This is a genomic window from Novosphingobium sp. (assembly GCF_019748365.1).
GTDB lineage: Bacteria > Pseudomonadota > Alphaproteobacteria > Sphingomonadales > Sphingomonadaceae > Novosphingobium.
The window spans coordinates 1-18,438 of record NZ_JAIEPN010000199.1 but is presented as its reverse complement, the minus strand read 5'-3'; the positions used below and the strand labels follow the sequence as shown (position 1 = coordinate 18,438).

The following is an 18,438-nucleotide window of genomic DNA, read 5'->3' as shown; positions in this document are numbered from 1 at the left end:
CTCCTTCCGGCGATGTCCCGGCATAAGTGCGCGATCCCGCACCAGCCCCGATCTTTTCGCAGGACATTTCGGTGATGGCGATCTGGCGCAGGCGCAGGGCTCCGGCGATGTCGTAGGGGATTTCTCCGCCCACCTTTGCCCAGTTTACAGAGACAGTGGCGGGCGCGCTGCTTCCCCCTATCGCGACTTCCAGCTGCCCCAGTGTTCCGGTCGCCAGCGCAGGAGGATTTGCTCTTCCAGCCCAGCGGACTCCCGATGCCCGTTGCTTCGTCATCGTTAGCGAGGGCTTGCCACTCCCTGCACCGGGCAGGACCGCCAACAGCATGTCGGCGGCAGGACCGCTTGCCATGACTTTCTGCCAGTTGGTCCGGCATTCTTCGTCAGCCCAGCGGGCTGCACTGGAATCGCGGCGGATCAAGTCCGCGCGGCAACTCGCCAGTGCGCAACGGCGCGCCGCTCCAGGGCTGGAACCTGCCACCGGCGCTTGCCCGGCTGCGTCGCAAGCTCGGCACCGGCGACGAGGCCGACCGGCGGTTCGTGCGTGTGCTGGCGGCAGTGCTGACCGACGGGCTGGATGCGGTCGAAGGCGCGAAGCGCTGGAGGCGGGTGCCGCCAGCGACGAGGTGATCCTCAACATCCTGTCGCGGCGACGCGAGCCGCCGCCGGTTCGCTCGCTCGACGTCGTGGTCGATCTGAAGCTCAACCATCCGCCCATTGCCGATTGCGCGCGCTCGGCCTCAAGGGGATGGTTGGCGCGTTCGATGAGGCGGTAACCTCCGGCGTGCAGCGCAAGCGCACCACCACCGAGATCCTGACTGATCTGCTGCGCGCCGAAGCCGCCCACCGCCACGCCGCCTCGATCCGGTACCGGATGAGTGCCGCCAAGCTGCCGGTGGTGAAGGACATCGACGCGTTCGTGTTCGACGGCACCCCGGCCAACGAGGGGCTGGTCCGTTCGTTGCACGCCGGATCGTTCCTGCCGGGCAGGCGCAATATCGTGCTGGTCGGAGGAACGGGTACGGGAAAGACGCATCTGGCCATCGCCATTACCGCCAGCGTCGTGCGCGCCGGCGCCCGCGGCCGCTACTTCAACACCATCGACCTGGTCACACGGCTCGAGGAGGAGGCGCGTATCGGCAGGCCGGCGCGCTTGCCGCCCAGCTCAGCCGTCTCGAGCTCGTCGTGCTCGATGAACTGGGCTATCTGCCGTTCGCCCGCTCAGGCGGCCAGTTGCTGTTCCACCTGATCAGCAAGCTCTACGAACAGACCTCGGTAATCATCACCACCAACCTGGCGTTCGGCGAGTGGCCCACCGTGTTCGGCGATCCCAAGATGACCACCGCGCTGCTCGACCGCATCACCCATCACTGCGACATCGTCGAGACCGGCAACGACAGTTGGCGCTTCAAGAACCGCAGCTGATCCGCCCCGATAGCCGACAGAAATGACCTTCGCTCTGCTGGCGCCTCCGGTCGGGCTACGCCCTCCCTACGCCACCAGCAGAGCGAAACCCGCGCCCCCCATCAACGGATCGCACTATCGCAAAGGGGGTCCCTGTTCGGCGCCGATCGGGGGTCCCGTTTGGACGCCGATTGACACACCAGCACCATTCCACGTCGTGCCGCGTGGATGGGCGGGCCCGGGCTTCCTTGCCATGCTGCTGTTCGAGAAGTTCGGACAACACCAGCCCCTCAACCGGCAGGCCGAACGCTTTGCTCGCGAGGGCGTGCCCTTGAGCCTGTCGACACTCGCTGACCAGGTCGGTGCGGCAAGCGCCGCACTGATGCCTCTCTATCGCCGGATCGAGGCCCATGTCCTGGCCGCAGAGCGATTGCATGGCGACGATACGACGGTCCCGGTTCTCGCCAAGGGCAAGACTGATACCGGTCGATTATGGGTTTATGTGCGCGACGATGCTCCGTTCGGCGGACCAGCACCACCTGCCGCGCTGTTCCATTACTCGCGCGACCGGCGCGGCGAACATCCGCGCGCCCATCTCGTATCCTGGGCAGGCATCCTGCAGGCCGACGCCTATGGCGGATATGGCGAGCTCTATCGCGACGGCCGCCAGCCCGGTCCCGTGTTCGAAGCCGGTTGCTTCGCTCACGCGCGGCGCAAGTTTTTCGAGTTGGCCGATGTCGAGGGGGCAGTACGCAAGAAAAGCCGCGGCGAGCGAACAGAGCAGATCTATCCGATCGCGCTCGAGGCGGTGCAGCGGCTCGATGCCCTGTTCGATATCGAGCGTAGGGTGAACGGCCTGCCAAGCCAGGAGCGCCTCACCGCCCGCCAGGAACACAGCGCACCGTTGATGGCTGATCTCCATGCTTGGCTGCATGCCCAGCTCGCCAGGCTTTCGCGCAACCACGATCTCGCCAAGGCCATCAACTACATGCTCCGCCGTTGGCCGGCGTTCGCCCGGTTTCTCGAAGATGGCCGGGTCTGCATTACCAACAATGCTGCCGAACGCGCCCTACGCGGCGTGACTCTTGGTCGTAAATCGTGGCTCTTCTGCGGCTCCGACCGCGGCGGCCAGCGCGCCGCCGTCATGTACTCGCTGATCGGTACCGCCAAGCTCAACAACGTCGATCCGCAGGCCTGGCTTGCAGACGTTCTCACCCGCATCGCCGAACAGCCCGTCACCCGCCTCGACGACCTGCTGGCATGGAACTGGCGCAAGTCGAACACCGCGCTCGCCGCCTGAAACAGTTCATAACGCGGTACTCGGCGGATGCTTACGTCGATTGTTCGTTGTTTGCGATTTTTCGTTTGACACGAGGTTCCTCGTTTGATCCTTTAACGATGCGCAAAACCCACTAGCTCAGTGCGCCCATGCGGGGTGCACAGTGAAATTACCCAAAGCTGCGATTCATTTATGCTTAGTGGCATGCTGCTGCGGTAGTGCCGCTGCGCGCGAAGTCGACATCTTGGATTTCGCAAAGTTGCATGCCGTGCAGCAAAAGCTGGTTGACCCTCAATTGCGGCATGGCTCTCCCAAGCGAGACGTCGAGTTATCGTTACGAGCCCATCTCGAACAGAGTGGGCTGGAGCATTGGGGTGGAACTTCGCCGGCAGATGGGACTAATCTTAGTACTGTAATGTTTGGTGGCAATTTTGAAGTGGATCAAAGGCTTTATAGGGGGGTGATGCCAATCATACAGCAGGCACATGAACGCGGGCTCGGAGCAAGAAACATCGAGAACTGCGAAAGTGTTCGCTACGCTCCGACTTGGTGGTTGCCAAAGGAAATTGAGAGCCGCAGGGCACTCAATTTCGACACGGTCGCAGCTATAGCCTGCGAGTTCGGCCTCCCGACCAATCTGCTCGACGCTGTTATCACGCAGGAGTCCGGACATAAATCCTGGGTGATCAGCAGTGCTGGTGCAATGGGCATCATGCAGATCATGCCGGGAACCGCCCGCCTTCTTGGGCTATCGTATCCGTTTAATAAAGTTTCAAACATGCGGGCAGGTGCGCGGTATCTGCGTCAACAGCTTGACCGTTTCGGACGAGTGGACCTAGCACTTGCCGCTTACAATGCAGGTCCGGAACGACGGGCTCTGCAACGAGGTTACGTGCCGGCCATTCCGGAAACCCGAAACTATGTGCGCACGATTACCACCAATTGGGCACGACTTGCGCGACTGGGCGTTGCAACCACCGATGCCGAATTTCGGGGAAATGTGGCCATGAAGGCCGTGATCGCATCAGGCTACCGTAGCATTGAGCTGGTCCGCTACGATGGATTGAACGCTTCGAACCCGATGTAATGCGCATAAAGCAAGGCAATGCCCATGATGCACGGGAACCCGCTCAAATAGCTAAGCTGAAACTGTAACCAGAGACGTGGAACCCAGAGAACCTTCTGTTTCCACGTTGTAAGTGGGACGGTGACGGCGCCACTTCGCAGTTCAAGGATTGTTTTCAAAGCCGCACAGCCTGCGCAGATGACGGCAAGCAGGCCAACGGCTGCGTAAAGCTGTGTCCAGGCGTGGACAGCCTCTGGCTTCACGCCTGAAGGGCCCGGTCGTTCTCCATGACTCGCTCCTGGTGGGAAAGGAGAAGTTCATAGGCCCGGCCCAAGGCTTCGTGGATGATCGGCGGGCGCAGCGCCACCTGGATTTCGCCGCGGCGGCGTGAAATGATTTCACAGTAGAAACCTTTCAGACCCTCACAAACCAGAAATACGTCAGGGTCATCGTAGACCGTGTGATCGTGCAGGAAAGCAACGCAGAACTTTGCGCGCACGCAATCAATTCCGAGTGCCTCGAACAGCCGGTCCCGGAGTTCATCTTTGAGCGCCAGGTTCTTCCGGATGACCTTGTGCAGTCGGGGGCGCCCCATAACGAGGCGGTCGGCCAAATGCGCTAACGGCACGCTCTGCTTCGCAGCCTGGTCGTCAATCAGGCGTTTGTATTGCTCTTGCTCGCTAAGCCTCGGTGATGGTTCGCCGAAAGAGAAAACCGAGTCATTCGTCGAGGCAGGCCTCGGCCGGAACACGGTCTCGGGTGTCACAGTTCGGTGTGGCATGGCTCGTCCCTCCCGAGCCAATTGCTCTATGGGATGCCATAGAGTGTCAAGACGTGAACGTGTTGTTTGCCTTGTACAATCCGAAATGGTTCAAAAGAGGCCCCTGGCCTGCGCAAGGTGGACTACGAACGGTATGACCGCCTTGTCCTGCACTGGTTTTCCGCTGATCTGCGCGATTTTTCGGCGGATCGCGTCATAGTCGGCGAGCCAGTCTGGCTTTACCTCGAGCCAGACCCTGATCTTGCCGTCGAATGTATGTTCGGCAATAAAACGTTCGAGATCCTCGCGCTCCAGTGCGAGTGATTTGGTGCTCACGCAGGCATGCTGCACCGTCGAGCGAAGGCTCTGAAATTTCGTTGTTTTCTTGGAATATTCGCACATGGCATCGGCCAGGAAGGCGAAGCAATCCTGGTTTATGAGCATCCGGATGTTGCGTGTGCCACTGGCCATTCAGTTCGCGCCCGGTTTTCCATTGTTCCCACCATAATGCCCCCGAATCGTTAATTTTACGAATCGGACCTTTAGGGCAGGCGATTCGCCGGGCCACTTTCCCGTTCCGGGAATGCCAATCACGTTGTTAGGGTATTGCGATCTCAATCGGGGATACCCGGTATTCTCAATGTAGAACCCTTAATTTCCCGATCCGGCAAACAACGCCAACAATGAATCTGTAATCGGCAAATGTTTCGATTCGCGGATCACAAGAAACCAATCGTTAATTGCTGAGCGGGGTGCAGACCTGTTCTTTCGAGATGCCCCTGGATGACGGAGGCGGTTTCGAGAAAGGGAACGATGCGATGCAAGACAAGTTCAAAGGAAAAGGGGCGCCGCTTGTGCAGGCAGCAGCCGTGGTCGCGGTTGCCGCACTTTTCGGCAGCGAAGTCGCGATGGCGGGTGCCGACACGACCTTCAACACCGCGCTTTCCAGCTTCACCGGCTTCCTTGAAGGCTCGGGTGGCAAGATCATCACCGTGCTGTCGCTTGCTGGCGGCATCGTCGGTCTCGCCTCGGGCCGCTTCAGCCTCGGCCAGGTCGCAATTCCGGTCGGCGTCGGTGTCGGCGCGGGCACGGGCGTGCCGATCGTCACCGCTGCCGTCACCGCGACGGTCTGATCCGGGTTCGCCGATCCGCCTCGCCTCAATAGGCTTAACGCGGAACGGCTGGAGGGCGGTGCTGCCTCATGAACAGATACACGGTCCCGGCGCATCTCGATGATCCCGAGCTCATCGGCTTTTGGACGCTCGATGAATTCCTCGCGATGATCCTGCCATTCGCCTGGGGCGTCCTGTCTCAACATATTCTGATTGGGCTCATTTCAAGCGTGCTGGCCTGGTGGGGATTGCGCAAGTTGAAGGCGGGACGTGCCGTTTCGTGGATCATTCATACGGCCTACTGGTACCTGCCCGGTGCCTTCATGGGGCTGAAGGCAACGCCGCCCTCGCATCTTCGACTGATGGCGGGCTGATATGGACCTCTCGATCACGCACCAGCAATCGCAGCGGCTGCTGAAGCAGCGCAACCTGCTGGCGAGTTCCTGCCTGGTCCTGTTCGGCGTCTCGGTGATGCTGACGCTGACCGCGCTGAAGCGCGACCGCGAAGTGGTGCTGCAGCCCGTGCTGGCGCGGCCGCTGACGCTGACATCGAGCCATGTCGACAAGGACTATCTCGAGCTGGTGACGCGTGATGCGGCGCTGCTGACATTGAACCGCTCGCCCTCGAACCTCCAGTACTGGATGGATTCGATCCTCAGCATAACCGACCCCAGGACACACGGCCGGATGAAGGCCGAACTGATGAAGGTGGTGGGCGAGCAGAGCGGTTCGAACGTCTCGCAATACTTCACGATCCAGAAGCTGAGCGTCGATCCGGACGCCCTCACGAGCGACGTGAACGGCACGCTCCACACTGTCGTCGGGTCGAAGGAAGTGACCGCCGAGGCGCGCACCTTCCGCTTCGTGTGGAGCTACTCTGGCGTGTCGCTGAAGCTCGCCGGGTTCGGCCGGATCACCGAAAACGACAACAAGGGGGAGCAGCCATGATGGCAGGGCTGGGATGGGGCGCGATTGGGGCAGGCGCAGCGTTGGCGGGACGGCCCCATGCCGTTTCCGGACGACCGCTGGGAGCGGCACTCATTTGTCTCGGCGCGCTGTGCCTGGCATCGCCGGCGCTCGCCGACCAGAATGTGATGGCTGCCGACAATGGCACGGTGAGTTGCGTGGCATCGGCCAAGGACCTCACCCGGATCAGTCTCGCGGGCGACCAGTTTGCCTCGGTGTCGAAGATCACGACCGGAATCCCCAGCGAAGACTTCAAGGTCGTCAACGAGCCGGTGCGCGGCGACATCTATATCTCGGTCCCCGACGGCTTCGTCCGGCCAAATCTCTCGTTCTTCGGCACGACCCGCAAGGGCTTCGTCTACAAATTCGTGTGCCAGGTGCGCGGGAGCGACGCCGAGCAGGTGTTCATCGCCAATGCCGCGATCAAGGCCGAACAGGCGCGTGACTGGGAGGTGCGGTCCTCGCCTGAAGACGCGGCCGTGCGGCTTGCCCAGGCCATGTACCGCAGCGAGGTGCTGGACGGCTTCGACATCCGTCAGTCGGTGCTCGAACCGGTCACGGTCGGCAAGCTCGAGGTCCAGCAGGTCGGCGAATACCGCGGCGCGGACCTCAAGGGCCTGATCCTGCGCGTGCGCAACTCTGGCCGTGAAGCCCAGGTGCTCAATGAGAACATGCTCGCTGCGCGCGGCGCCGTCGCCTTCATGACGCCGGTAAGCGAGCTCGCCGCAGGCCAGGAAACGGCCGTCTACCTCATTCAGGAAAATGGAGGCCGGTGATGGATCTGCGCAGGATATTCCGGAAAGTACCCAAGGCACTCGATGCAGGCGGCGGTGAAGATGCCTCACCGCTTGGCGATGCCATCGCCGCCAACGAGGTGACCCGGAAAAAGCAGATGCTGCTGCTCGGCTCGGCAGGTGCCGTCGCGCTGGTGGCGGGTTCGCTCTATATCTTCGACGATAGCGGCAAGGCGAGCGATGCCGAGGTCAGGCAAGCCGCCGAAGGCGTCTCGGTCGACGAGCTGGTCAACAAGAACATGGCCGAGAAGGAGTGGCGCGCGCAGTCCGAAGCGCAGATGATGTCGATGAACAACAACATGCGTGCACTCGCCTCCCGGGCCGAGCGCGCCGACCAGCTCGAACAGCAATTGGCAGCTGCGCAAGGTTCAGGCGGGGGCCAGGGCGGGGCCATTTCCTCCGATACCGAACGCGTATTGTCGGCCTACCAGTCGGAAAACGAGCAGCTGCGCGCAGCGCTGAATGCCGCGCGCCAATCGCCGGTTGGTGCGAGCGCTGGACCAAATGCGCTTTACGGACGCACCAGCCCGCCAAGCTACCAGGTCGCCGGTGCTCCGCGGATTGGCGGACCGCTGCCGTCGACACCCGCCGGACAGGCAGCAGCCTCGGCAGCAGGTCTTCCGGCGATGCGCGGGAGTGAAGTGAGCCTGGTTTCGTTCAGCGAAGGCGCGAGCGGGACCGGCACACCGGTGCCCAAGGGCAATACGGTCTTTACCGACAGCGCAAATTATCTGCCGCCCAATTCGATCGCGGTCGCCAAGGTGATCGTCGGGGTCGATGCCATTGCGGGGGTCGAGAGCCAGACTGATCCCTTGCCAGTCGTGCTGCGGATTACCGGACCGGCGCGCTCTGTCTACGAAAACGGCCGGCTGCTCACGACCAATATCGCCGGCTGCCTCGTCAACGGTGCGGCCCGCGCCGACCTCTCCTCGGAGAAGGTCTACGTCAAACTCCAGCGCATGACCTGCCCGCAGCCGGGCGGGCGCTACGCGGTCTCCGACGTCAAGGGCTTTATCGCCTTCGGCGGCAAGACCGGGGTGCGGGGCCGGGTGGTGAGCCGCGAAGGCGCGCTTGTCGGCCAGGCGTTTCTCGCCGGGCTCGCCGGCGGGTTCGGGCGCGGGTTTTCGGCCAACACCAGTTCGCTGATGACAGGCACCAATGTCTCGGTGAACGGCCAGCGCCCGAAACTCGGGGCGGGCGAGATCCTCGAAGGCGGGCTCGGCGAGGGCGTCGCGACCTCGGCTGACATGGTCTCCAAGTACCTGATCGAGCGGGCCGAGCAGTATCAGCCCGTTATCGAGATGCCGACCGGGATCGATGTCGAAATCGTCTTCCTCGAAGGCGTGTTCATCAGCGGGTGAGGAGAAAACGCATGAAGCTTGAACAACTGCACCTGCGCCAAATGGGTTGGGCACTTGCCGCCGTGACGCTCGGCAGCGGCGCATCGCTGGTCTGGGCGCAGGCAAGCGAGGGGGCACCCGCAAGGCCATCACCGCAGGATACGTCAGTCGCAGCCCTGCTCAAGGAGCGCCTGCCGCGCACGCAGGTCTCCCGCGTCAACTGCCAGGTGGTCGACGGGGTCTGTGAAGTGACCGCAGGCTCGCAGCTGTTCTACGTCGACAAGACGGCACGCTACCTGATGATCGGGCGGGTCTACGACATGCAGACCCGCCAGGACCTGACCGCTGTGCGCCTGCTCGAGGTCAATCCCGATCTGCTGGTGGGCGGTGCAGCAGGCAGCCGGCGTGAGGCCGAAGCTGTCGAATCGCCAAGGCGCGGTGTGAACACAGCTGCCGCGCAGGCGGCCCCCCGGACGATGTCCCTGGCCGCACTGCCCGAGGCCGGCGGCATCGTCTGGGGAAATCCATCGGGTCAGACCGTCACCGTCTTCAGCGACTTTCGCTGCGGCTACTGCCGCGCGCTTTCAGGCGTGCTCGAGAGCCTCAATGTGCGGGTGATCGAGCGCCCGATCTCGGTGCTTGGCAGCCGCGATCTTGCCAACCAGGTGTTCTGCGCGCGCGACCGCCGCCGGGCGGTCAAGGCTGCCTATGCGGGCGAGCCGATCGCTGACACCCGGGCCTGCGACACTTCGCCGCTCGATGCCAACGAACGCTTCGCGCGCGAGAACGGCATTGCCGGAACCCCGGTCATCGTCCGCTCGGACGGCGCGGTGATCGAAGGGTTCCGCCCGAAGGAGTTCCTGGTCACCTGGCTCAAGGGTCCGCGCTCGTGACCTGGCTTTCGGTCCAGCAGTTTGCGGGATTCCAACGCGCCGCCGCAAGTCGCTCGCGCGGGCAGGTGGCTATCCCCGATGTGCGGCTGAGCCTCGCCGAAGCCACCGGTCTGTGGACCGATATCCGCGCAGCCTTTGGCCCTGCAAAGGGCCGGAACCTCGCGTCCCAGGAACTCGGTCACTTGCGCCGGCGAGCCTGGCGCCGATCCGCGGGCTTTGCCAGCCTGTCGGCACCTGCACTGTCAATCGAGGCGGCCCACGCCTTCTGGCGGCTTGCCGGAAAACTGGGCGTGCTGGCGGCGCGGCGCAAGGCTTCACGACGCTCGAAAGTCGTCGGCGCTGCCGTTCTCGGCCTTGCCGCGACTCAAATGGCGGCCTGCACCACCTTCCTGGGCAGCAACATCAAGGGCAGCTTTTCATGCAATGCGCCGGGCGGCACCTGCGCGCCCTCGACCGTGATCGATGACCAGGCGCTTTCGGTGATCCAGAACGCGCGGCCGATGACGCCAGCTGGGCCGTACTTCCAGCCCCCGGCACGCAAGGCCGCACCTGCATCAGCCCTGGCACCAAGCGGACGCGGACGCCTCGCTGCCGCCAGCGGAGGCCTCGTCCACCGCAAGCGCCGGGTGCTCAAAGTTGTGTTCCCTTCTTACGTCGATGGCGCGGGCAACCTGCACGAACCGCGCATTGTTCATACCGTCGCCGATGAGGGAGGCTGGATGCAGCTGTCCTCGGGTGCGCCCAATGCTGGTGATCAGGTCACGGGCCGCGGCGATGCCGCAGCCGCGATCCCTGCATCGCTGGCGGGCACCATGACCGCGCCCATGCCGGGGATGGATGACACCGTTCATGCGGCCAGGGATGTCCCCAGTCAGGCTCTAACAGTCCCGCAGGCACAGGGCGGGCCGCCCGACCCGAGGCTCGTTGCCGAAGCCCGTGCGAGGGGCACCGAGCGGCGCGCAGCGTCGCCGGTCGATACCATCAAGGCGCAAGTTCAGGCACAGCTTGCGCAGGTCCCCAAGCCACCGGGCAGCGGCGGCACGGTTCAAACGCCGCCACTTGAAAGGCCTGTAGAGCCGGCCACCGCGCAACCTGCGGCACAAACACAGGTCTTGCCTGCCCCCAAGGTCGCCAACCCGCCCGCCGGTTTTTCCGGCAGGCAAGAGGAGTAGCGCGTCATGGCCGCCCGCAGCTTCTGGGACAGCTTTCTCACCCTGCTTTTCGGCGACGCGGCGCATCCCGAGGCGGCACGGCCGCTGCTCGGCGCACCGATGCTGTCGAACTGGCTCCCATACCGCAGCTTCGACGCCAAGAGCCGCATGTTCATCAACACAGAGTCGGTCGGGTTCATCCTCGAACTCGCGCCGATGATGGGGGCGGACGAGCGCAGCGGAGAGATCCTGACGCAGTTCCTCTCTGATGCCGTGCCTTCGGGCTGCGAGATCCAGCTGATCCATTGGCAAAGCCCGTCCATCGGGGAGCGCATCGCCGACTGGGTCATGCCGCGGGTGGTTGCCAAGGGTGTCTATGGGCGCGCGGCAATGCACCGCGCGCGCTGGCTGCGGCGCGGGGCGTGGATGTCGATCTCGAAGGACGCCCCCTTCTTCGTGCGCTCGCACCGGGTGATCCTGAGCGTGGGCGCATCACTGCGAAGCCCGATCGGAGCGGATATGCTCTCGACTGTGCGCGACAGTCTGATGGGTACATGCCAGGCGCTCTCGATCCCGGCGCGGGACATGGGGCCGGTTGAACTCATCGCCTTCCTCGACGATTTTCTCTGCCCCTCGGTCGACAACGCCGACCGGCCCGAGCACTATTCCGAGCTCGATCCGATCAACGTGCAGTGCATCCGCCGCGACCTTGAGACACAGGTCACGCCTGACCGGATCGTGCTCAAAACCGAGCGATTCCGTCCTACCGGCGAGGAGATCGACGGCGCCCCGGTGATCGGCGAGGTGGTTCCCGACACCTTTGACTGGCGCTTCTTCGCAGTGCGCCACCTGCCCAAGCAGTGGGCGCCGTGGGACGTCCAAAAAATCATCGGCGACATGGTCAACGACAAGCTGCGCTTTGGCTGCAACGTCATGACCGTGCTTGGTCTGTCCTTCCAGGACGATGAAGCCGTCGCCTCGCGCACCGGGCTCAAGGTCATGCGCACGACGAGCCTGGCCGACAGCCGATCGGCGCGCTTTCTCCCCCAGCTCTCCGAGCAGCGCGACGAATGGCAGTACGTGCAAGGACAGATCCGTCAGGGCCGCAAGCTGTGCCAAGCCTATTACGGCGTCGGCGCGCTCTCGCCGCTCGGCAAGGGCGACATCAACGAGCGCATGGTGAAGTCGGTCTACAAGGGGGCCGGGTGGGACCTCATCGACGAGCGCTACCTCCAGGTCATGGGACTGCTCGCGGCGATGCCGCTGTCATTTCCCAACGGTCTGTCGGCGGACCTGCGGCGCATGAAGCGCTTCAAGACGATGCTGACGACCACCGCCGCGTCGATCGCCCCGCTTCAGGGCGAGCATATGGGCGGGCTCATCCCGCATGTGCTGCTCATCGGCCGGCGCGGCCAGCCCTTCTTCTGGTCGCCGTTCCAGAACGCGGCCGGCAACCACAATGTCGCGGTCTTCGGCAAGTCGGGTTCGGGCAAATCGGTGTTCCTGCAGGACGTTTGTGCGGCGATGTCGGGGGCAGGGGCCAAGGTCATCGTCATCGACGACGGACGCTCGTTCGAACATATGGCCAAGGCCTTCGGCGGGGCGTTTGTCGAGTTCAAGCTCTCCTCGGGCTTCTCGCTCAATCCCTTCGACATGATCGATGTCGCAGCGCTGACAAGCGACGAGGACGGCGAGGACTACGAAGTCGAATGCCTCGCGATGCTGAAAGCCATTGTCGGCCAGATGGCCCGCCAGCAGGACCGCTTGTCCGATACCGAGCGTGGTCTTACCGATTCCGCGGTGAGCGCGGTCTGGCGGGCCAAACAGCGCGAAGGGACGATCGACGATGTCGCGGCCGCCTTGCGCGGCCTGTCCTCGCCGTTCGCCGGCGATCTTGCCGATGCCATGGCGCCGTTCCTTACTGGCGGGACTTACGGTCGCTTCTTCGAAGGCGCCTGCTCGATCGATCTTTCCGCCGGACTCACGGTGTTCGAGCTGTCTGACCTGTCGTCCAAGCCCGAACTGCGCTCGGTCGCGCTCACCGCACTCATGTTTCTCACTCTGCGGGTCATGCGCGATCTCGACCGCTCGGTGCCCAAGCTGACGATGATCGACGAGGCCTGGCAGCTGCTGGGCGGCGGACAGATGGGCCAGGCGATCGAGACCTATGCGCGCACCTGCCGCAAATATGGCGGCTCGCTCATCACCGCGACGCAGTCGCTCAATGACTTCTACAAGTCCGAAGGTTCGCTCGCTGCGCTCGAGAATTCCGACTGGTCGGTCGTGCTCCAGCAGAAGGAAGAGACGGTGAGCGACCTCGCCAAGCACCAGCGTTTCGAGATGGACCGTTATACCGAAACCCTGCTGCGTTCGCTGAAGCGGAGCGGGACCGAATATTCCGACGTGCTGATCAAGGGCCCCGAGACGCTCGCGGTCGGCCGCCTGGTCCTCGATCCCTATTCGGCGACGCTCTATTCCTCGAGCCCGCGCGTGTTCTCGAAGATCGAGGAACTGGTGAAGGGCGGCATGGCACTGCCCGATGCGATCGAGCGCGTCGCCTTTCCCGATTTTGTGCCGCCCCCACCCGGTTCGCCCGACTTTCATGAGGGCGAATTCATGGAAGCCGCCGAATGAGCCTGAGCGCGCCTCGCCGCCTGCCAGGGCCAGCACCGAGCAGGCTCCAGGACGCCTGCTATGCCGCACTGCGCCTTTCGGGATGGGTGACCGTCACCGCGGCCTGCGTGTTCGGCCTCTGGGCGGCATTCTTCGCGGTGCTCGGCCAGTTCACTTTTGCGGGCACCATGCTTCATCTCGGCAACCTGGCCGCGCGCTACGTCGCCGCCGGGGCCGAACGCCAGGATGGGTTCCGCGCACTGTTCTGGGCGTGGAGTGCAGGGCTGTTCGTCGTCGTGGGCTTTTTCCGTCGCCGCGCGCTCACCGATCTTGTGAACCAGATAAAGGAGAAGGCCGATGGCCAGAAATAGGCTCGCATCCGGTGATGCGGCAGCGGCCGGCGACGGCCCCCTGTTCGAGGAGAAGGCTGAGCTGCAGACCCCCGCGGGTCAGTCCGACGTAAGCACTACCGTGCAGTCGCGCAGGATGGGCTGGATGCCGGTGGCACTGGTTGGCGGCCTCGTTGCCGCAGGCCTCTGGGGCGCCTGGGTCACCAAGAACCTGCTGGCCGATGAGGCGATACCGCCAATCACGCGGGTCCAGCTCTCAGGCATAGTCGGCGAATATGTCCAGGCCCAGGCACGCTCGGCAACGCCGCCCGAGCAGGTCACCGCCGAGACCCGGGCTTTCATGGCCGAAATCCAGCGCAACCTCGAGGCGCGTGGGCAGCGAGGCCAGATTGTGCTGGTCGGTGAGGCGGTGCTCGCCGGCAATGTTCCCGACATCACCGCGAGCCTGCGCAAAGAAGTCTACACCAAGGTCCGCATGCCGCAGCCAGCCTCGCTCAATCCCAACCAGGCTGCGAACGATGTGATGGGCGCGATGCGCTCGGCGATGGCTGGGCCAGCAGCGCCGCAAGCTGCGCTGGCAGGGGGGCAGGGCCGTGGCCCCGGCTACTGAGATCTCGCCGCAGGCGCAGCGCTGGTTTGCGATCGGGGGTCTCGCCTGGCTACTCGCGGCAACTGCCTGGCTCAGCGCCTGGCGCGATGATCATGCAATCCTGATCAACACGACCGAGTCGCTGCCCAATTGGGCGTTCTTCATAGACAAGCACCGCCGACCTCAGCCCGGCGATTTTGTCGTGTTCACGCCGCCGGTGACCCCGATCATCACCGCGCATTTCGGGTCAAAATCAGCGCCTTTCGCCAAGCGGGTTTACGGCATGCCCGGTGATTTCGTCACCCGCGAGGGCAATGCGGTCTTGATCAATGGGGCGGAGGTAGCCCGGCTCAAACCTCGTACCAAGCGCGGCGAGGTGCTCGTCCCGGGCCCCACCGGGCGCATCCCGGAGCACTGCTACTACCTTGGTACGGCGCATAGTGACGGTCTCGACAGCCGTTATGCCGACATCGGTTTTGTCTGCCGGGCCCGCATCATCGGCACCGGGGACGCGATCCTGTGACCAGGGCCCGCCTCTTCGCCCTCGGCGCCTGCCTTGCTGCCATGACCGGATGGCCGATCGCCGCCCATTTGCAGGCAGCCGACTACGGTCAGATGGGCGAGACCTTTCCGATCATCGAGACCGATCTTCTGACCACGATCGAGGCGAAGCTGCGCGCGCTCGAGGCCTCGGGCGGGATCGCGGCGCTCCAGCGCCAGATGCAAAACCAGGCGGTAGCCAGCGTGCGGCGGCCCAAACCGGTCGAAGGGCTCTCGGCAGCGACAGTGCGGCGCGAATGGCTGTTCGATCCCTCGGTGGTCACCGAAGACGACATTCATGACACCAAGGGCAACAGAATCGCCGCGCGCGGCACCAGGGTCAATCCGCTGGGTTTGGTGCAACTGCGCCAGGACCTGGTGTTCGTCGACGGTAACAATGCCGCCGAAGTAGACTGGGCGCTGCGCAGCTGGAGCGATCTCAAGGCCAAGATTGTCTTTGTCTCGGGCTCGCCCTTCGATGAGATGAAGCCCCGCCAGCGCCGGCTCTATTTCGACCAGGGCGGCATGCTCGTCGCCCGCTTCGGCATCCGCCACACGCCGGCGGTGGTGAGCCAGTCCGGTGACGCGCTCAAAGTTGCTGAGATCCCGCTGGTGCGAGCCGCGCCAGGTCCCAGGGGAGGGCCGGCGACATGAAGCACCCTCTGCTCATCGCCATGCTGACCCCGCAGGCTGCACCCGAAACGCGCGGGCTCAGGATCATGCGGCTTGTCTGGATGGCGCTCTGCGCCAGCCTCGCGGGCGCGGTGCTCGGGCTGCAAGTGCTCCTCGCGCTGCTTGGCCCGAAAGGTGCGCTGGTCGCGGCAGCACTGTGCCTCGCCGCGCCGATCCATGGCTTGTTCTACTTCCGCGCCAAGATCCGCGCGGACGAAGCCTTTGAGAGAGGGGAGGGGGCATGAAGGCGCTGCGCAAAATCTTCGTCATGGCACTCGCCGTCCTGGCCATGGTCTTCGCAGGCCCTAGTCCCGCCCGCGCGGCATCGGTCACCTGCCACGGCAAGTTCGTCAATCCGATCACCGATGTCTGCTGGTCGTGCCTGTTTCCGCTGTCGATCGGCGGCCTCTCGATCTGGAAGGGCTCGCGGCCCGACCCCAAGAACCCGACCTTTCCGCTCTGTGCCTGCGGCTCGCCCATTCCGCGCATCGGCATTTCGGTCGGGTTCTGGGAGCCGGTGCGGCTGATCGATGTCACCAACAAGGCCTGGTGCTTCCCCAATCTTGGCGGGATCAGCCTCAACCCGGGCTTCGATATCGGCAACGGCCATGTCCAGGGGCGCAGCCAGGTCGGCGGTAAGACCCAGAACAGCTCGCAGTGGCAGTCGCACTACTACATCTACCCGCTGCTCTACTGGATGGAGATCCTCACCGATTTCCTCTGTTTCGAGCAGACCACGTTCGACGTCGCCTATGTGACCGAGCTCGATCCGCTGTGGCAGGATTCGGCGCTGACCTCGATCCTCAATCCTGAAGTCGCGCTATTCGCCAATCCGATTGCCACGGCGGCCTGCGCTGCGGATTGCGTGGCTTCCACCGCGAAACTGCCGATCGACCAGATGTTCTGGTGCGCGGGTTGCAACGGTTCGATGTACCCGCTGAACGGTCATGTCCCGGCCCATGTGACCCAGGTCCAGGCCTCGCGGCTCGTCGCCGAACGCATGCTCTACAAGGTTCACCGCCAGGCGCTCGCATGGGGGACGATGGGTTCGAAGGCGCTGTGCCACAAGTACCTGATGCCGGTTATGCGCAAGCAGCAATACCGGCTGCAGATGACCAATCCCATCTCGACAGTGAAGGGCCGCTACGCCTGCGCACCCATCGGCGCGACCACGATCATTCCGCACACCGGCAAGTCCTTCCCGGTGAAGGGCGAGGACTTTGGCTACCTCGTCTGGCGCAAGCGCAACTGTTGCATGCTGTGAGGAGCGCGCGCGCCATGATCCGGAAGCTGCCCCGGCCCACGCTTGCCGGTATGGCGGGCTTCCTTGCACTTGCCGCAGTCTCGGCGGCGCTCGCCCAGACAGTCGGCGACCTCGATCTCGGCGCAATCAAGGCGCGCGGGACCGAGCAAGTGAAGGAGGCGCAAGCCTTCGTCGACGAAGTGGCGGGCAGGGGCGAGGCGCACCAGGCCGAGGCCGAAGAACTGAGGGATGAAGGACTGAAGTCGATTTCCGAACTCGATCCCGCCAGTCTACCCAAGGGTCCGGCGGGGCCGGTCGACTTCGACGAACTGCTGAGCGGCGCTGCCGCCAACACGCGCGCACCCATGGGCGAGGGGCCGCTGTTCACGGTCTTTGCCAGCCTGTCGATGCCGCAGGCAAGCCTGAGTGCCCTGATCCGCGACACGACAAAGGCCGGGGGTGTGGTCGTGTTTCGGGGATTTCCGCACGGCAGCACCAAAGCCTTTGTCGAAGGTTTGAAGCGCGTGGTCACCGATCAGGCGCAGGAGGCACACATCGCGATCGACCCGCGGCTGTTTCGCGCCTTCAAGGTTACCGCCGCGCCGACCTTCGTGGTGACGGGCCGCGCATACGAGCTGTGCGACGGGTTCGATTGTTCGAGCGCAGCGCCCGACCATGACCGCATGGCAGGCAACGTAACGGTCGAATACGCACTCGAGAGCTTTGCTTCGGCGCGCGGGCCAGGCGCCGGTGTCGCCGGTGTCGCGCTCGCCAACTTGCGGAAGCGGGACTGATATGCGCGCGCACTCCCTCCCGCGGCGGGTCAGGTCCTGGCTCACGCCAGCATTGCTGCTCGTTGGCGCGGTGCACGGCGCTCTCCTCACCGCCGTGCCAGCAAGCGCGCAGGTCTATATCCCGCCGCCCGACGATCTGATCGAAGACCTGCCTGTCCTTCCTTCCGCGATCGATCCTGGCATCGCGCCGCCCGCACCGCCGCCCCCTTCCGCGCCTGTGACGATGACGGCGGACGAGGCCAAGGCCGAGGCGCGTGGGCTTGGGGGCACGCTGCGCGGCGCTTACGAGGGGTTGACCCAGGCTCCGGGCGCAGCCGGGCAGATTCCAGGCTATCAGGACACCTATCCGGGCCAGACGAGCTATTACACCAACTCCGAAGCCATGCAGAGCGATGGCGCGGTGGCGGGCTGGAACAGCGAGGCCTACCAGACCGCCAATTCCACAACGCGGCCGACGGTCGATATCACCCGCGGCGATCTTTCTCGCGCCACCGCAATCGAGGCCGATCCGAACGCCTATCTGGACGGCATGAGCGCCGATGGTTCGACCGGATCCTGCACGCCGCTGCCGCCGGGCTCGGGCGCAGCCAATACCGCCGAATGGACCTGTCATGTGGGTTCAAGCGTGGTGGAGCAGCCACGGACCTGCACCCGCAGCCTGGCAGTCGCTGAATGGAACGACACCCTTTACCAGTATCTTTGCGTTACAGCTGCCGGTTTCGATGGCTGCGCATCGCTCGCCGGCAATGCCATGTGCCACAAGACCGCGAGCTATCCGGTACCCGAATATGGCCTGACGGTCGATTTGTATGATCCGGGCCTTGTCAAGATCCCATTGAACGGTTCCTTCTGTTGACGGGCTGGGGGCCCCCACA

At 64.1% G+C, this 18,438-nt stretch carries 19 protein-coding genes and 4 pseudogenes; 20 read left to right on the top strand and 3 right to left on the bottom strand.

Features of this window, described 5'->3' with window-relative positions; genetic code table 11:
- Positions 1-418 (bottom strand): annotated as a pseudogene (locus K5Q19_RS21270) (hypothetical protein); the annotation flags it as partial.
- A gap of 23 nt (positions 419-441) precedes the next feature.
- Here K5Q19_RS21270 and K5Q19_RS21265 point away from each other — a divergent pair.
- The 4 genes and pseudogenes from K5Q19_RS21265 to K5Q19_RS21250 form a co-directional block, all read left to right on the top strand.
- Positions 442-773 (top strand): annotated as a pseudogene (locus tag K5Q19_RS21265) (hypothetical protein); the annotation flags it as partial.
- Positions 746-1,422: pseudogene (gene istB / locus K5Q19_RS21260) on the top strand (IS21-like element helper ATPase IstB). The pseudogenes K5Q19_RS21265 and istB, both read left to right, overlap by 28 nt.
- 178 nt (positions 1,423-1,600) lie before the next feature.
- Positions 1,601-2,701 (top strand): annotated as a pseudogene (locus K5Q19_RS21255) (IS66 family transposase); the annotation flags it as partial.
- Between the two features lie 142 nt (positions 2,702-2,843).
- On the top strand, positions 2,844-3,767 hold the full coding sequence (locus tag K5Q19_RS21250) for a lytic transglycosylase domain-containing protein (RefSeq protein WP_231729316.1): 924 nt from the start codon (positions 2,844-2,846) through the stop codon (positions 3,765-3,767).
- 238 nt (positions 3,768-4,005) lie between these two features.
- On the opposite strand, the gene K5Q19_RS21245 is transcribed toward K5Q19_RS21250, so the two are convergent.
- A complete protein-coding gene (locus K5Q19_RS21245) occupies positions 4,006-4,512 on the bottom strand; it encodes a hypothetical protein (protein WP_292949359.1) in 507 nt (168 codons plus the stop codon).
- A gap of 105 nt (positions 4,513-4,617) precedes the next feature.
- Entirely contained in the window at positions 4,618-4,977 is a 360-nt protein-coding gene (locus tag K5Q19_RS21240) for a hypothetical protein (protein WP_019054105.1), read from the bottom strand.
- A gap of 347 nt (positions 4,978-5,324) precedes the next feature.
- On the opposite strand from K5Q19_RS21240, the gene K5Q19_RS21235 reads away from it, so the two are divergent.
- From K5Q19_RS21235 to K5Q19_RS21160, 16 genes are all read left to right on the top strand, one after another.
- A complete protein-coding gene (locus K5Q19_RS21235; RefSeq protein WP_026149895.1) occupies positions 5,325-5,639 on the top strand; it encodes a hypothetical protein in 315 nt (104 codons plus the stop codon).
- 68 nt (positions 5,640-5,707) lie between these two features.
- Entirely contained in the window at positions 5,708-5,992 is a 285-nt protein-coding gene (gene traL / locus K5Q19_RS21230; RefSeq protein ID WP_019054103.1) for a type IV conjugative transfer system protein TraL, read from the top strand.
- Between the two features lies 1 nt (position 5,993).
- Positions 5,994-6,566, top strand: coding sequence for a type IV conjugative transfer system protein TraE (locus K5Q19_RS21225; RefSeq protein WP_292949352.1), 573 nt, complete (start codon positions 5,994-5,996; stop codon positions 6,564-6,566).
- Positions 6,566-7,360 carry a type-F conjugative transfer system secretin TraK gene (locus K5Q19_RS21220; protein WP_292949369.1) on the top strand — a complete coding sequence of 265 codons (795 nt, stop codon included), beginning with the start codon at positions 6,566-6,568 and terminating at the stop codon, positions 7,358-7,360. The genes K5Q19_RS21225 and K5Q19_RS21220 overlap by 1 nt, the downstream gene beginning before the upstream one ends.
- Complete coding sequence (locus K5Q19_RS21215) at positions 7,360-8,739, top strand: TrbI/VirB10 family protein (RefSeq protein ID WP_292949366.1); 1,380 nt, start codon at positions 7,360-7,362, stop codon at positions 8,737-8,739. The genes K5Q19_RS21220 and K5Q19_RS21215 overlap by 1 nt, the downstream gene beginning before the upstream one ends.
- Positions 8,740-8,750: 11 nt before the next feature.
- Entirely contained in the window at positions 8,751-9,611 is an 861-nt protein-coding gene (locus K5Q19_RS21210) for a DsbC family protein (RefSeq protein ID WP_292949349.1), read from the top strand.
- Positions 9,608-10,783: a hypothetical protein gene (locus K5Q19_RS21205; protein WP_066214015.1), complete on the top strand. Its 1,176-nt coding sequence runs from the start codon at positions 9,608-9,610 to the stop codon at positions 10,781-10,783. Before K5Q19_RS21210 ends, K5Q19_RS21205 begins: the two co-directional genes overlap by 4 nt.
- Before the next feature lie 6 nt (positions 10,784-10,789).
- Entirely contained in the window at positions 10,790-13,396 is a 2,607-nt protein-coding gene (gene traC, locus K5Q19_RS21200; RefSeq protein WP_292949346.1) for a type IV secretion system protein TraC, read from the top strand.
- Positions 13,393-13,746, top strand: coding sequence for a hypothetical protein (locus tag K5Q19_RS21195; RefSeq protein WP_292949343.1), 354 nt, complete (start codon positions 13,393-13,395; stop codon positions 13,744-13,746). Before traC ends, K5Q19_RS21195 begins: the two co-directional genes overlap by 4 nt.
- Positions 13,733-14,335 (top strand): type-F conjugative transfer system protein TrbI, encoded by a 603-nt coding sequence (locus K5Q19_RS21190; protein WP_292949340.1) that lies wholly within the window; start codon positions 13,733-13,735, stop codon positions 14,333-14,335. Before K5Q19_RS21195 ends, K5Q19_RS21190 begins: the two co-directional genes overlap by 14 nt.
- Positions 14,319-14,837: a S26 family signal peptidase gene (locus K5Q19_RS21185; RefSeq protein WP_202187996.1), complete on the top strand. Its 519-nt coding sequence runs from the start codon at positions 14,319-14,321 to the stop codon at positions 14,835-14,837. Before K5Q19_RS21190 ends, K5Q19_RS21185 begins: the two co-directional genes overlap by 17 nt.
- Positions 14,834-15,508 carry a type-F conjugative transfer system protein TraW gene (traW, locus tag K5Q19_RS21180; protein WP_292949336.1) on the top strand — a complete coding sequence of 225 codons (675 nt, stop codon included), beginning with the start codon at positions 14,834-14,836 and terminating at the stop codon, positions 15,506-15,508. The genes K5Q19_RS21185 and traW overlap by 4 nt, the downstream gene beginning before the upstream one ends.
- The gene (locus K5Q19_RS21175; RefSeq protein WP_292949333.1) at positions 15,505-15,771 is read left to right on the top strand and encodes a hypothetical protein; all 267 of its coding nucleotides are present in this window, start codon (positions 15,505-15,507) and stop codon (positions 15,769-15,771) included. The genes traW and K5Q19_RS21175 overlap by 4 nt, the downstream gene beginning before the upstream one ends.
- Positions 15,768-16,790, top strand: a complete 1,023-nt coding sequence (gene traU, locus K5Q19_RS21170) for a conjugal transfer pilus assembly protein TraU (RefSeq protein ID WP_292949330.1) — start codon at positions 15,768-15,770, stop codon at positions 16,788-16,790. Before K5Q19_RS21175 ends, traU begins: the two co-directional genes overlap by 4 nt.
- A gap of 14 nt (positions 16,791-16,804) precedes the next feature.
- A complete protein-coding gene (gene trbC / locus K5Q19_RS21165) occupies positions 16,805-17,563 on the top strand; it encodes a type-F conjugative transfer system pilin assembly protein TrbC (RefSeq protein WP_292949327.1) in 759 nt (252 codons plus the stop codon).
- A gap of 1 nt (position 17,564) precedes the next feature.
- Complete coding sequence (locus K5Q19_RS21160) at positions 17,565-18,419, top strand: hypothetical protein (RefSeq protein ID WP_292949325.1); 855 nt, start codon at positions 17,565-17,567, stop codon at positions 18,417-18,419.
- The last annotated feature ends 19 nt before the right edge of the window (positions 18,420-18,438 follow it).